At 64.6% G+C, this 14,545-nt stretch carries 8 protein-coding genes; 7 read left to right on the forward strand and 1 reads right to left on the reverse strand.

What is annotated here, in order from left to right:
- The first annotated feature begins 276 nt into the window (after positions 1-276).
- Both otsB and otsA read left to right on the forward strand, forming a co-directional pair.
- Positions 277-1,029: a trehalose-phosphatase gene (gene otsB, locus ACSQ20_RS05690; protein ID WP_436022929.1), complete on the forward strand. Its 753-nt coding sequence runs from the start codon at positions 277-279 to the stop codon at positions 1,027-1,029.
- Entirely contained in the window at positions 1,026-2,522 is a 1,497-nt protein-coding gene (gene otsA / locus ACSQ20_RS05695) for an alpha,alpha-trehalose-phosphate synthase (UDP-forming) (protein ID WP_436018197.1), read from the forward strand. Before otsB ends, otsA begins: the two co-directional genes overlap by 4 nt.
- Positions 2,523-2,544: 22 nt before the next feature.
- Here the strand turns inward: otsA and ACSQ20_RS05700 are convergent, their stop codons facing one another.
- A complete protein-coding gene (locus ACSQ20_RS05700) occupies positions 2,545-4,413 on the reverse strand; it encodes an ABC transporter ATP-binding protein (protein WP_436018198.1) in 1,869 nt (622 codons plus the stop codon).
- 702 nt (positions 4,414-5,115) lie between these two features.
- Between ACSQ20_RS05700 and ACSQ20_RS05705 the strand changes: the two genes are divergently transcribed.
- The 5 genes from ACSQ20_RS05705 to uvrA all read left to right on the forward strand — a co-directional run bounded on the left by ACSQ20_RS05705 (position 5,116) and on the right by uvrA (position 14,539).
- Positions 5,116-6,180: a glycosyltransferase family 4 protein gene (locus tag ACSQ20_RS05705; RefSeq protein WP_436018199.1), complete on the forward strand. Its 1,065-nt coding sequence runs from the start codon at positions 5,116-5,118 to the stop codon at positions 6,178-6,180.
- Positions 6,181-6,346: 166 nt separating this feature from the next.
- Positions 6,347-7,231 carry a hypothetical protein gene (locus ACSQ20_RS05710; RefSeq protein WP_436018200.1) on the forward strand — a complete coding sequence of 295 codons (885 nt, stop codon included), beginning with the start codon at positions 6,347-6,349 and terminating at the stop codon, positions 7,229-7,231.
- 54 nt (positions 7,232-7,285) lie between these two features.
- The gene (locus ACSQ20_RS05715; RefSeq protein ID WP_436018201.1) at positions 7,286-7,654 is read left to right on the forward strand and encodes a DUF488 domain-containing protein; all 369 of its coding nucleotides are present in this window, start codon (positions 7,286-7,288) and stop codon (positions 7,652-7,654) included.
- Between the two features lie 36 nt (positions 7,655-7,690).
- On the forward strand, positions 7,691-8,311 hold the full coding sequence (locus tag ACSQ20_RS05720) for a uracil-DNA glycosylase family protein (protein ID WP_436018202.1): 621 nt from the start codon (positions 7,691-7,693) through the stop codon (positions 8,309-8,311).
- 252 nt (positions 8,312-8,563) lie between these two features.
- Positions 8,564-14,539 (forward strand): excinuclease ABC subunit UvrA, encoded by a 5,976-nt coding sequence (uvrA, locus tag ACSQ20_RS05725; RefSeq protein WP_436018203.1) that lies wholly within the window; start codon positions 8,564-8,566, stop codon positions 14,537-14,539.
- Positions 14,540-14,545: the final 6 nt, after the last annotated feature.

The raw sequence follows: 14,545 nt of genomic DNA on the forward strand, positions 1-14,545 counted from the left end.
ACTCGCGGGACCCAGCCAGCGGTACCCAGCGAGAAGCGGGGGCGCAGTGCCGGCGCGGCGGCTGCGACTATAGCGCAAAAGCCCCGCCGTCGCCGCCGCGTGAGCCCGCGCCCGCGCCAAACGGGACATAAACGGGACAATTTGTCGCGCAAACCGTGACGACCGGCGCAAGATAGCGATTTTCGCGCTCTCGAAATCGTGCGCAAGGCGCGGTAAGATGGCCAACTCTTCTGCTCGGGCGCCTAGAAAGCGTTCGACCGCTATACAAATATGCCGATGCAATCGTTACCCGTCTTTCTGTCTCCGAGCGAGACCGCGTTCTTCTTCGATTTCGACGGCACGCTCGTCGAGATCGCCCCGACGCCTGACGGCGTTGTCGTCGCGCAAACGATGCTCGACTCACTGGCCGAATTGCGGCGCCTCGCGAAAGGCGCAGTGGGGGTCGTGTCGGGGCGCGGCATCGAGAGCATCGACGGCTTTCTCGGCATGCCCGATTTGCCGGTCGCCGGTCTGCACGGCGCCGAACGGCGCGACGGCAACGGGGACGTCGTGCGTGTCGGCTTCGACGACGCGCGGCTGCTGCGCATGGAGCGCGTGCTGGCCGAGTTCGTCCGCATGCACTCAGGCACGCTACTGGAGATCAAGGGGGCTTCGCTCGCGCTGCATTATCGCAATGCGCCCTCGGCCGAACCTGCGGCGCGCGAGGCCGCCGAGCGGCTGGTGGCGGAGCACGCGAGCGCCTATGTGCTGCAGCCGGGCAAGATGGTCTACGAGATCAAGCCGAAAAACGTCGACAAGGGCCGGGCACTGGCCGCTTTTCTCGACGAGCCGCCGTTCGCGGGACGCCTGCCGGTATTTGCAGGCGACGATCTGACCGACGAGAAGGGCTTCGCCGTCATCAACGCGCGCGGCGGGTGGTCGATCAAGGTCGGCCCCGGCGAGACAGCCGCACGCGCGCGCGTGGATTCCGTCGACGCGTTTCTCGCGTGGCTCGCCTCGATCGTCGCTGAGATGCGACAGCGTTCATGAGCCGCCTCATTATCGTTTCGAACCGCGTCGCGCCGATTTCCGAAGGCGGCCCCGCGGCTGGCGGCCTCGCGGTCGGCGTCTACGACGCGTTGAGGGAAACCGGCGGGATGTGGTTTGGCTGGAGCGGCGAAGTGGTTTCGTCGGCCCCGCCGACGATCGCGCTCGCCGAGCATGGGCCTGTCACGTTTGCGACGATCGGTCTCGCGAGACGCGATTACGACCAGTACTACAAGGGGTTTTCGAACGCGACGTTGTGGCCGGCGTTTCACTATCGGGCCGATCTCGTCCAGTACGACCGCCATGATTTCGAAGGCTATTGCCGCGTGAACGCGTGGCTTGCGAAGCAGTTGGTGCCGCTCTTGCGCGATAACGACGTCATCTGGGTGCACGACTATCACCTGATTCCGTTTGCCGAAGCGTTGCGGGCGGCCGGCGTCAAAAATCGCATCGGCTTTTTCCTGCATATTCCGTTTCCGGCCGCGCAGGTGCTGCTTTCGGTGCCGCCACATCGGGAACTCGTGCGCGCGCTTTGCGCGTTCGACCTGCTCGGTTTCCAGACGCGTAGCGACCTGCGCGCGTTTTGCGATTACATCGTGAACGAAGCGGGTGGCGAAATCGAAATGGGCGACATAGGCGACATAGGCGACATAGGCGACGTGGGCAACGTCGGCGCCCATACCGATACGCGCACCGCGCCTGCGGCGATTCGCGCGTTCGGCCGTTCGCTGCATGCGGCCGCTTATCCGATCGGCGTTTATCCCGACGAGATCGCGCAACTCGCGAAGGCGGGCACACGCGGCAAGCCCGTGCGGACGATGAAGGCCACGCTGCACGAGCGCAAACTGATCATGAGCGTTGACCGGCTCGACTATTCGAAGGGGCTCGTCGAGCGTTTTCGCGCGTTCGAGCGTCTGCTCGATCGGGCGCCGGCGCATCGCAATCAAGTGTCGTTCCTGCAGATCGCGCCCCCCACGCGAGCGGACATGCACGCCTATCAGGACATTCGGCAGCGCCTCGAAGCGGAATCGGGGCGGATCAACGGGCGTTTCGCCGAGTTGGACTGGACGCCGATTCGCTACATTCACCGGCAATACGAGCGCCAGGTGCTGGCGGCGCTGTTTCGCCAATCGCATGTCGGCTATGTCACGCCGCTGCGCGATGGCATGAACCTGGTGGCGAAGGAATATGTGTCCGCGCAGGACCCGGACGATCCGGGCGTGCTCGTGCTGTCGCAGTTTGCAGGTGCCGCGTATGAACTGACGGCGGCGCTGATCGTCAATCCGATCGACATCGACGGCATGGCCGATGCGCTGGCGCAGGCGCTTGCGATGCCGCTGGTAGAGCGGCGCTCGCGCTATCGGGACATGATCGCGCAATTACGCGAAAACAATGTCTCGGTCTGGCGCGACAATTTCCTGCGCGATCTGAACGGGGCCGCGCAGAAGCGGCGTACGCCGCGGGTGAAAGCCGCTCGCAAGGTGATGGCGGCGTAAGCGCGCCGCCCACTTACGCCACTTACGCCACATGCTCGCCGACTTTGCGTCCGCCCGGATGCAGCGATATGCCCTTGCCATGCTGCTTCGCCAGCAGATCGCGATAGATACCGGGGCGGTTGCGCAGTTCGTCGGGTGAACCGTCGTCGATGACCTTACCTGCGCTCATCACGATGATCCGATCGAAGTTCTGCAACGTGGACAACCGGTGCGCGATCGCGATGACAGTGCGGCCGACCATCAGCCGGTCGAGCGCCTGCTGAATGGCTTCCTCGGAGGCGCTGTCGAGCGCCGAGGTGGCTTCGTCGAGCAGCAGGATCGGGGCGTTCTTCAAAATCGCACGGGCAATCGCGATACGTTGCCGCTGTCCGCCCGAGAGCTTGACGCCTCGGTCGCCGACGATCGTATCGAATCCGTCGGGCATGGCTTCGATGAAGTCCGTGCAGCGCGCCTCGCGTGCCGCGGCGTGGACTTCATCGAGGCGCGCGTCGGGCCGCCCGTAGGCGATGTTTTCGTAGACCGTGCGATGAAACAGCGCGATGTCTTGCGGCACGAGCGCGATCGCATGTCGCAGGCTGTCCTGCGTGATCGATGCGATGTCCTGCCCGTCGATTCGAATGGCGCCGCCTTGCGTTTCGTAAAAGCGCTGCAGCAGCGCGAGAACGGTCGACTTGCCTGCGCCGGACTTGCCGACGAGGCCTACGCGCTGCCCCGCCGCGATGTGCAAATCGAAATGATCGAGGATGGGCCGGCGGCGCGGATAGGCGAATGTGACACCTTCGAAATCGACGCAGCCGCCGTGGGTTTTCAGTTCGATCGCACCCTCGCGATCGGGCATGCCATGCTGCTCGAGCAGCGTCTTGACTGCTTCCGCGAGCCGCGCGATGTGCTGCGTCACGTCGACGAGCGCGACGGCCAAGTCGCGCGTGCCGTGCAGGATCGTAAAGCCGAGCGAACTGACGAGCACGATGTCGCCCGACGTGGCGCGCCCCTCGTTCCAGAGCCACAGCGCCCAACCGAGCAGGCCGGCCGACAGCATCGCCGTGACCGCCGCGTGCAGCACGCGCAGCCGCTCGAGATAGAGCAGGCTTTGCTGACGCGCGTCCATCTCGGCTTTTACCGTCGCGCCGAACCGTTGCTGTTCGCGAAACGTCATGCCGAAAGCCCGCACAAGCCCCATGTTGCCGATGACGTCGACGAGTTCGCCATCGACGGCCGCCGCTTTGGCCGCGAAATGCTGGTGTTTCGACGAGCCGCGTCCGGCGAGCTTGAAGAGCACGACCGCCAGCACCGCCGAGCACAACATCAGGCTCAGCGCCATGACCGGGTTGACCGTGACGATCATGATGATCGCGCCGAGCACGGCGATACACGGCGGCAGCACATTCCAGGCCATCGTGTTCTCGGACGTGTAGACGGCGTTCGACGTGGCCGTGATGCGGCTCGCGAGCGTGCCCGGCTGACGTTCCGCGTAGTAGGTCGGCGAGTGTCCGCTCAAATACTGGAAGAGATCGCGCCGTAAATCGCCGGTGACATTGACGAAGACATGCGCCGCAGCCCAACCGCCGATACGCCAAAGCATATTGTCGGCGGTGATCAGCCCGATCAGGATCGCAAACGCGCCCCAAAGCGGCCCGGGATGGTTGCGCCCGGCGCCGAGCACGTCGATCAGATGCTTGATTGCATACTGCGACGCGAGCGCACAGCCGACGGCCGCGAACACGCTCGCGAGCACGATCGCATGCGCGAGCGGATGCCGGCGAATGTAGCTCAACAAGAAGGCAAGCGGCCGGTTGGCGTAGCTCGAAAGCTTCGCGTTATGGGCGTTACGCTCGGCGACGGTCAAATGTTCCAATTGTTGGTGCGGTGGTCGCAAATCGGGTGAAGTCATGAAAAGGATAGTCGGCGGATCACGCACCGCGTGCCAATATCGAGATAGTTTGGCCAGGCGCCATTGTAAACATCCGCGTAATCATGGGTGGTTTAGACGGGCACCCGATCAGAAGCGTTGGGTGCAAGCAACGTGAATCGCGACGCGGCGCCGTCGCAATGGGGACGGTGCGTCGGCGAGTTGGGCGCAGGGTTCGCGCCCGGGCAACGCAGGTCATGCCTATCGCCTTCGGGCTACGATATCGGGTTGGCCGCCAGCGGTTTCGAGATTTCGGGGAAAGCAACTGCGCGGGGCGCGAAGGCGTGCCGCCGTGCCGCAGCAGGGCAATAGCGTCTCAGTGTAGGCGAGCCGCGCGATATCGAGATTGACAGAGTGTTTCCTGATTGTAACAATGTAAAATTTTTGAAAGCCTTTGCAGTGCAGCATGCGGGCGGCCAGATAATCGTGTACGGGTTAGCCCTTAGTCTCGTTGCTGTGCGGGTTACCCCTTAGAAAATCCTGTTGGTTTGTCAACGGTTGTATTCGCGATGCGTTTACCGATTGGCCCGCCGATTGGCCCGCCGATTGGCCCGCCGATTGACTCGCGGGTTCATCCGCCCCTCGCATTGCAACGATAGATGCAATCACGGGCGCGGGGACAGATTCGTTTTTTCCATAACAGTTGTCATTTTTTGCCTGAATTTTTTCTGGGAGTTCATCACTATGCGGATCGCTCAAATCGCTCCTTTGCATGAGGCGGTTCCTCCGAAGCTTTATGGCGGGACGGAACGCGTGGTGTCGTACTTGACCGAAGCGCTGGTCGAACTCGGGCACGATGTGACGCTGTTCGCCAGCGGCGATTCGAAGACGTCGGCGAAACTCGAAGCATTCTGGCCCCAGGCCCTGCGGCTCGATCCGTCCATTCGCGACACGATGGCGCCCCATATGCTGTTGCTCGAAGAGGTTCGTCGCCGCGCGCATGAGTTCGATGTCCTGCATTTCCACATCGATTACTACCCGTTCTCGCTGTTCTCGCGCCAGCCCACGCCGTTTCTGACAACGTTGCACGGCCGTCTCGATTTGCCCGAGCTGCAGCCGATCTTCAACACGTTCAACGACGTGCCGGTCGTTTCGATCTCTGACAACCAACGCGCGCCGTTGCCGCAGGCGAGCTGGCTGTCCACCGTCTACCACGGACTGCCCGAGAACCTGCTGACGCCGCGCACCGACGTCAAGCCCAGCTATCTCGCGTTTCTCGGCCGCATTTCGCCGGAAAAACGCGTCGACACCGCAATTCGCATCGCCGAAAAAGCGGGCATGCCGATCAAGATCGCCGCGAAGCTCGACAAGGCCGATCGCGCATATTACGAAGAGCACATCAAGCCGCTGATGGCGCTGCCGCACGTCGAATACATCGGCGAAATCAGCGAATCCGAGAAGGCCGAGTTCCTGGGCGGCGCCCATGCGCTGCTGTTCCCGATCGACTGGCCAGAGCCGTTCGGCCTCGTGATGATCGAATCGATGGCATGCGGCACACCCGTGATCGCGTTCAAGCGCGGCTCGGTGCCCGAAGTGATCGAAAACGGCGTTTCGGGCTTCGTGGTCGAAGACGAGCTCTCGGCCGTGGCTGCCGTCAACCGACTGCACACGCTGCCGCGCACGACGGTCCGCCAGGCATTCGAATCGCGTTTCACCTCGAAGGTCATGGCGCAGCACTATCTCGCTTCGTACGAGGAGTTGTTGCGTCAACAGCGCCGCACCGTGCTGCGCGGAGTCGCAGCCGGTTGAGCGTGAGGGGTGCCTGCTCCACCGGCGTATCGGTTGCCGGCGGGTCGGGCGCCCCGCACGCCGCGATGCCCCGCCTGCCCTGCGGCAGGTGGGGCGTTTGTTTTTCTGAGGGCTGGAGTATGATGCGCCGCAGGCGCGTTGGGCCATCCGTTTCCTGGAGGACGAGTTGACGAGAGCGAACCCCTCGCGGGAGCACCAGGCGCCCGGCGCCGGGATGATCTTCGCGCTGCGTGCGATCGGGCTCATCCTTCTCGCGCGGTGGCTCTTTTCAATGGCTCAAATGGGCTACGGCGCGTCCTTTTCGGCGATGACATCGTCGCCGTGGGCATCGGTCAATGTGGTGTTTTTGTTCTTGCTGGTGGTGCTGCCCGGCGCGCAAGCGCGCGTCGAACGTCCATTCCACCCGCTGCCGCAATGGCTGCGACAGGCACTGCGGCTCTTTTCGCTGCTGGGGCTCCTTTTTGCGCTGTGGTCGATCGGCGCCTTTTCCTGGTCGGCTGGTTGGCATGCAACCGTGCGCGCCGTCGCCGAGACCAACGGCTGGCTCGTTGTCGGGCCCGCGCTTTATGCGGCCGTGTTGTGGATCTGCCGGCCGCGCGCGCTCTGGCGCACGAATATCGCGGCTCGGCGCTTTGCCGTCGGGCGTTACGCGATCGCGCTCGATGCGGCGAGCAACACCGCCGTCGTCTGGGTCGAAAGCCGCAAGCTCGGCCAGTACGATGCGCGCGAGCTTTCGGTGAAATGGCCGGCCGTCGAAGCGCTTGAGCGCGAGCGCCCGCTGTCGGACGCGCGGGCCGTCGTCGCCGGTCAAGCTGCGCCTGTTGCGGCACCTTCCCGTTCCTTCAGTACTTCCCCCCGCGGTCCGGGGCCGGCGGCCCGGCTGCCGCATGCGAGCGGGCGGGCACGCCGCTCGCATGTGGAACTGCTTTGGGATTCCCCTGCCGCAGCCGGACACAATCGACAGACCGTGTTTCGCGTGGCGCTGACGAAGGAAAGCGAACGCGCCGCCGTGTGCGCGCTCGACGCAGCGCTCAGTCAGGGCAAGGGATGACGAACCACGCGGCGATAACGCTGTGCGGCAGCCGCGCACGGCAGGCGAACCACTATGAAGCACGTTCGAATCGATCTTTCGCGGGCTTACGACGCGCCCGAGGGCAATGGGAGCCCGCGTTATCTGATTGACCGGGTGTGGCCGCGCGGTATTACCAAGGATGTGCTGAACGTCGAGCAATGGTTGCGCGAGGTGGCGCCCAGTACCGAGCTGCGACGCTGGTTCGGCCACGATGTGCGACGTTGGGACGACTTTGTGCAGCGCTACCGTGCCGAACTCGATTCGAACCCCACCGCGTGGGAGCCGCTCGTGGAAGCGGCCAAGCGCGGCCCGATCACGCTCGTCTATGGCGCCCGCGACCGCGAGCATAACCAGGCAGTCGTGCTCCGCGATTACCTCGCGGAAAAGCTTTCGCACCATTGATCGTGCAGCTGAAAAGCCGGTCCCTTTTTTCAACCGATGCCCGATCGTTCCTCGTCCTCATCCTCTTCGCGATTGCCCGCGCTGCTGGCTGAAATTCGCGCGTGCCGTGCCTGCGAAGCGCATCTGCCGTTCGGCCCGCGTCCGGTCTTGCAGGCAGGACGTACGGCGCGCGTGCTCGTCGTCGGACAAGCGCCGGGCGCGCGCGTCCATGCGACGGGCGTGCCGTGGAACGACCGTAGCGGCGAGCGCTTGCGCGAATGGATGGGCATCGGCCCGGAGATTTTTTACGACGCCGGGCGCATTGCGCTGCTGCCGATGGCGTATTGCTATCCGGGGCGGGGTGCTTCGGGCGATCTGCCGCCGCGCCGCGAGTGCGCCACGTTGTGGCTCGACCGGGTACTCGCCGAGTTGCCCGATATCGAGCTGACACTGCTCGTGGGCGCTTATGCGCAGCAGCATTTTCTCGCGGGCGAACGGCGCCCGACGCTGACTGCGACCGTGGCCGCCTGGCGCGACTATGGGGCGGCCCGGCTTCCGCTGCCGCACCCGTCGCCGCGCAATCAGGGCTGGTTCAAGCACCATCCCTGGTTCGAACGCGAACTCGTGCCCGCACTGCGCGAGCGCGTGGCGTCGGTGCTCGGCACCACACGCCGCTGAGCAGCGGCAGGTAATACAGCGCCGCTGCGCACCGCACAAACGCCACAACCATTAGCCTCTTTTGCAGAGCAATTGCTGTACTGCGGGGCGGGTGCGCTGCGCGGCCGGAACAAACGAAAGTCGTCATGCCGACCGTGCAACGGCCTTTCCCGCGCAGGGCTATCATTGCACCCCTGAGCCGCCGCGTGATCTCGAAATTGCGGCGCAACCGATCGAATTCAGCGCGACGAGCGCGTATAGAGGGACCGTTCCATGACTTCCAGAGTCATCCGCATTCGCGGAGCTCGCCAGCACAATCTCAAAAATATCGACCTCGATCTATATACGGGAGAAATGACCGTCGTGACGGGCCCATCGGGTTCGGGCAAATCGAGCTTGGTATTCGATACGCTTTATGCCGAGGGGCAGCGCCGCTACGTCGAGACCTTCAGCGCTTACGCGCGCCAGTTTCTCGACCGGATGGACCGCCCGCAGGTTGATCGCGTGGATGGCGTGCCGCCGGCCATTGCCATCGATCAGACCAACCCGGTGCGCAGCTCGCGTTCGACCGTCGGGACGATGACCGAGCTCAACGACCACATCAAGCTGCTTTACGCGAGGGCGGCGCAGCTGTTCGACAAGGTCACGGCTCAGCGGGTACGTCACGACACGCCCGAGACCATTTATGCGGAGCTTGCCGAACGCACCGCGCAAGGCAACCCGCGGCTGGTGATGACGTTTCCGGTGGAGTTGCCCGAGAACGCGAGCGCCGAAGAGATTGGCGAATGGTTATCGGCAAGCGGCTACACGCGCGTGCAGGCCGAGCGCGAGCAATTGACGGCCGGGACCAAGCGCCACGTGCTCGACGTGGTTGCCGATCGTTTCCGCCTGCATAACACGGAGAAGGTGCGCGTCGTCGAGGCGATCGAAGCATCGCTCAAGCGGGGAGCGGGGCGCGTGAATGTGTACGTGCTGCCCGATAGCGCCGATAGCGCCGACAGTACTGCTAGCGCTGATACCGTGCGGACGACGCCGGAGCAGCAAGAAGCCCCTGCGCCCGTTATCTGGCGCTTTTCGACGGGGCTGCACTGCCCGGACAGCGACTTGCGTTATGCCGATCCGCAGCCGGGCCTCTTCTCGTTCAATTCGGCTTACGGTGCATGCGATGTTTGCCGTGGCTTCGGACGCGTAATTGGCGTAGACCTCGGGCTTGTGATTCCCGATGCGCGAAAGACGCTGGCGGGCGGCGCGATCAAGCCGATGCAAACACCGGCCTGGAAGGAATGCCAGGACGATTTGATGCGCTATGCCGCGCGCGCTGGCGTGCGCACGAACGTGCCGTGGGCGTCGTTGACCGAGACCGAGCGCGAATGGGTCATCGAAGGTTCGCCTGAATGGGACGGCGCTTGGCAGCGCCACTGGTATGGGGTGCGCCGTTTTTTCGGCTACCTCGAATCGAAAGCCTACAAGATGCACATCCGCGTGCTGCTGTCGAAATACCGCAGCTACACGCCTTGCGAGGCGTGCGGCGGCGCGCGCCTGAAGACCGAATCGTTGCTGTGGCGGCTCGGCACCAAAGAAAACGCCGATGCGGCGCTGGCGCCCGAAGCGCGCTTCATGCCGAAGGGCACTCACTGGACGCCCGCTCAGTTAGAAGCGTTGCCTGGGCTCACCGTGCATGACTTGATGCTGATGCCGATTGCGCGCATTCGCCAATTGTTCGACACGCTGACGCTGCCGAGCGCATTACTCGATGATGCGTTGAAGTTGCTGATCGCCGAAGTGCGCACGCGGCTCCGATATTTGTGCGACGTTGGCCTCGGTTATCTGACGCTCGACCGGCAAAGCCGCACGCTGTCGGGCGGCGAGGTGCAACGGATCAACCTCACGACCGCGTTGGGCACGTCGCTGACGAAGACGCTGTTCGTCCTTGACGAGCCGAGCATCGGCTTGCATCCGCGCGATCTGAACCGCATCGTCGAAGCGATGCGGCGCTTGCGTGATGCCGGCAATACGCTCGTCGTGGTCGAGCACGACCCCTCCGTCATGCTCGCGGCCGACCGCCTGATCGATATGGGGCCCGGCCCGGGCGAGCGCGGTGGGACGATTGTGTACGACGGCACGCCTGGCGACATCCGCTCGGCCGCTACGTTGACCGGCGATTATCTCGGCTCTCGCCGGCACGTGGCCGACGCGACGCACTGGGCCGTACGAGCCGTCGATGCCGCCACGCCGCGGCTCGTGCTGGAAGGCGCGAGCGAGCACAACCTGCGCGACGTGACGGTTGAGATCCCACTCGGCCGGCTGGTTTGCGTGACGGGCGTGTCCGGCTCCGGCAAATCGACGCTGATTCAGGACGTGCTCTATCCGGCGCTGGCGCGTCAACTGGGCCGGCCGACTGAAACGCCGGGAGCGCATCGACAGCTCGTCGGCACGGCGCTGATCGCCGATGCCGTCTTCGTCGACCAATCGCCGATCGGCAAGACCGCGCGCTCGAATCCGGCGAGCTATGTCGGCGCGTTCGACGAAATCCGCAAGCTCTTTGCGAAGGCGCCGCTCGCGCTGCAGCGCGGCTACACGGCGGGCACCTTCAGCTTCAATTCGGGCGATGGACGCTGCCCAACCTGCGGCGGCTCCGGGTTCGAGCATATCGAGATGCAGTTTCTCTCGGATGTCTATTTGCGCTGCCCGGATTGCGACGGCCGGCGCTATCGGGCCGAGGTCCTCGATGTCAAGATCGAGCGCGGCGTACCTGCGGGTTCGCTGTCGATTGCCGATGTGCTCGAGCTGACCGTCAGCGAGGCAGTCGCGCGCTTCGCGAACGATGCGGAAGTGTTGCGCGTGCTGCAGCCGATCGTTGACGTCGGGCTCGAGTACGTGAAGCTCGGTCAGCCCGTGCCGACGCTTTCGGGTGGCGAGGCGCAACGGCTCAAGCTGGCGGGCTTTCTTGCGGAGACAGCCGTCAAAGCGGGCGCCGAATCGACGCCAGGCGGCCGGCTTTTCATGTTCGACGAACCGACGACAGGCCTGCATTTCGATGACATCGCCAAGCTGATGCGCGCGTTCGCCAAGCTGCTGGCGCGCGGGCATTCGCTGCTCGTCATCGAACACAATCTCGATGTGGTGCGCGCGGCCGACTGGATCGTCGATCTCGGCCCAGAAGGCGGCGATGACGGCGGGCAAGTCGTGGTGGCGGGTACCGTCGACGAAGTGAAAGTCTGCTCGCACTCGCATACCGGACGCTCGCTCGTTCAGTACGACGCGGCGCTCGGTGACATGGCGCAAGCGCCAAGTGTTGTCGATGAAGGCCTGCCCCTGCAGTCGACACTGACGGCGGCGCGCGCGCGACGTGCGACGGAAGGCGAAGACACCATTCGCATCGTCAACGCGCGCGAACACAATCTGAAAGCGCTCGATGTCGATATCCCGCACGGCAAGTTCAACGTCGTGACGGGTGTGTCGGGCTCGGGCAAGTCGACGCTTGCGTTCGACATCCTTTTTCATGAAGGGCAACGTCGCTATCTCGAATCGCTGAATGCGTACGCGCGCTCGATCGTGCAACCGGCTGGGCGTCCCGAAGTGGATGCCGTGTATGGCATTCCGCCGACGGTTGCGATCGAGCAGCGTTTGTCGCGCGGCGGCAGAAAGAGCACGGTTGCGACGACTTCCGAGGTCTGGCACTTCCTGCGTCTGCTTTACGTGAAGCTCGGCGTGCAGCACTGCGTGCACGACGGCGCAGCCGTGACGCCGCAAAGCGTTGAATCGATCGCGGCGCAATTGCTGCGCGAATACGCGGGCCAGCATGTCGGGTTGCTCGCGCCGCTAGTGGTCAATCGAAAGGGCGTCTATACGGACCTCGCGAAATGGGCCAAAGCGCGCGGCCACACGCATTTGCGCGTGGACGGTGAATTCATCGCGGTCGAACCCTGGCCGAGGCTCGAGCGGTTTCGCGAGCACACCATCGAGCTGCCGGTCGCGGACCTCGTGATTTCAGCCGATCGCGAAGGCGAGTTGCGGCGTGCATTGGAGCAGACGCTCGAACTCGGCCACGGGGTGATGCATTTGCTCGCGCCGCTCGACGGCCTGGCCGAAACGCTCGCTCAGGGTGGCGCGCATGCGGATCTCGGCGAGCTCGAGGTGTTGTCGGTCAAGCGCGCGTGCCCCGTATGCGCGACGAGTTACCCCGAACTCGATCCGCGTATGTTTTCGTACAACAGCAAACATGGCTGGTGTACCAGTTGCGTCGGCACCGGGCTTGCGCTCACGCGCGAGCAACGCACCGCATTCGACGATACGGCGTTTGCCGCGGAGGACGGCCGCGGCCGCGAGCAAAGCTTGCCGAGCGAGGAGCTCGAGCCCGGTGACATCGGCGACACGCCTTGCCCCGATTGCGGCGGCACGCGGCTCAACGCCGTAGCGCGAGCCGTGACGTTCGATTCGCATTCGATTGTTGATGTCGGCCGATGGACCGTGACGCAAACGCGCTGCTGGATCGATTCGCTCGACCTCGCCGGGCGCGATGCGCAGATCGCGCGAGACGTCGTCAGCGAAATCGCAAGCCGGCTGCGGTTCCTCGAGGAAGTCGGCCTGGGCTACCTGAGCCTCGATCGAGCGGCGCCGAGCTTGTCCGGCGGCGAGGCACAGCGCATTCGCCTTGCCGCGCAGCTTGGCAGCAACTTGCAGGGCGTGTGCTACGTGCTCGACGAGCCGACCATCGGCTTGCATCCGCGCGACAACCGGATCTTGCTCGATGCGCTGCGCCAACTGGGAGAGAAGGGCAACACGCTCGTCGTCGTCGAGCATGACGAGGACACCATCCGGTGCGCCGACCACATCATCGATATCGGCCCCGGCGCCGGCAAGCGCGGCGGCCGGCTCGTCGCCGAAGGAACGGTGGACGATCTCGCGGCGCACCCCGACTCGCTGACGGGGCAGTTCCTCGCGCGGCCGATCGTGCATCCGCTGCAAGCGCGGCGGCCAGTGCAGCCCGCGAACAGCAGCGCAGCCAAATCCGGCCGGAAGGCGAAGGCGCCGCTGGCCGCTACGCCAGCCGTGCCGGAGCGCTGGCTGACGATTCACGGCGCGCATTTACATAACTTGCGCGATGTCGATGTCGATATTCCGCTGACACGCCTTATCGCTGTCACGGGGGTATCGGGTTCCGGTAAATCGACGCTCGCGCGCGACGTGCTGATGACCAACCTGCTCGATGTCGTGGGCCGCTCGGTGTTGTCGTCGCCTGCCACGCGTCGCGCGCGCCGCGCCGCTCAGGCCGCCGAGCCGCGCCAGGCCGCGCGACGCCCGGGTGTGCCGCCCGTGCGCTCAAGTGCGAGCGCGCCGACGCCCGTTGCCGTCGAACATCGTTGGCAGGGCTGTCGCGCAATCACCGGTTTCGAGGCCATCGACCGTGTACTGGAAGTCGATCAAACGCCGATCGGCAAAACCCCGCGCTCGTGTCCGGCCACGTACATCGGCGTCTGGGATACGATCCGCAAGCTCTTTGCCGACACGCTCGAGGCGCGGGCTCGCGGATATGCCGCGTCGCGCTTTTCGTTCAACACGGGCGAAGGGCGCTGTCCCGCCTGCGAGGGGCAGGGCGTGCGCACGATCGGCATGAGCTTTCTGCCTGATGTGAAGGTGCCATGCGACGTGTGCCACGGCCAGCGCTTCAATCCCGAAACACTCGCGGTCACATGGCGCGGCCGCAACATCGGCGAAGTGCTGACGATGGAGATCGACGAAGCAGTCGAGTTCTTCGCAGCGATGCCGAACGTCGCGCATCCGTTGCAGCTGATGAAGGATGTCGGGCTGGGGTATCTGACGCTGGGGCAGCCGTCGCCGACACTTTCCGGCGGCGAGGCGCAGCGCATCAAGCTCGTGACCGAACTCGCCAAGGTGCGCGACGATGTCACGCGGCGCGGCCAGAAGGCACCTCATACGTTTTATGTGCTCGACGAGCCGACCGTCGGCCTGCATATGGCCGACGTGGCGCGGCTGATTCGCGTGTTGCACCGTCTTGTCGATGCGGGGCATAGCGTCGTTGTCATCGAGCACGACCTCGACGTGATTGCCGAGGCTGACTGGATCATCGACCTTGGGCCGGAGGGCGGCGCCGGCGGCGGCGCGATCGTGGCGGCGGCCGACCCGGAAACGCTCGCCACCGTGCAGGCGAGCCACACGGGCGCGGTACTTGCACCGGTTCTCGCGCGTACGCAACGCGCGCCGACGACGTCAGCGCACGTTGCGTAAAGGCTA

Origin of the sequence: Trinickia sp. LjRoot230 (assembly GCF_964253315.1) — a bacterium.
GTDB lineage: Bacteria > Pseudomonadota > Gammaproteobacteria > Burkholderiales > Burkholderiaceae > Trinickia.

Bases quoted from the DNA above. Each gene is read 5' to 3' on its own strand.
- otsB (WP_436022929.1), top strand. From the start codon at position 277: ATGCAATCGTTACCCGTCTTTCTGTCTCCGAGCGAGACCGCGTTCTTC.
- otsA (WP_436018197.1), top strand. From the start codon at position 1,026: ATGAGCCGCCTCATTATCGTTTCGAACCGCGTCGCGCCGATTTCCGAA.
- ACSQ20_RS05700 (WP_436018198.1), bottom strand. From the start codon at position 4,413: ATGACTTCACCCGATTTGCGACCACCGCACCAACAATTGGAACATTTG.
- ACSQ20_RS05705 (WP_436018199.1), top strand. From the start codon at position 5,116: ATGCGGATCGCTCAAATCGCTCCTTTGCATGAGGCGGTTCCTCCGAAG.
- ACSQ20_RS05715 (WP_436018201.1), top strand. From the start codon at position 7,286: ATGAAGCACGTTCGAATCGATCTTTCGCGGGCTTACGACGCGCCCGAG.
- ACSQ20_RS05720 (WP_436018202.1), top strand. From the start codon at position 7,691: ATGCCCGATCGTTCCTCGTCCTCATCCTCTTCGCGATTGCCCGCGCTG.
- uvrA (WP_436018203.1), top strand. From the start codon at position 8,564: ATGACTTCCAGAGTCATCCGCATTCGCGGAGCTCGCCAGCACAATCTC.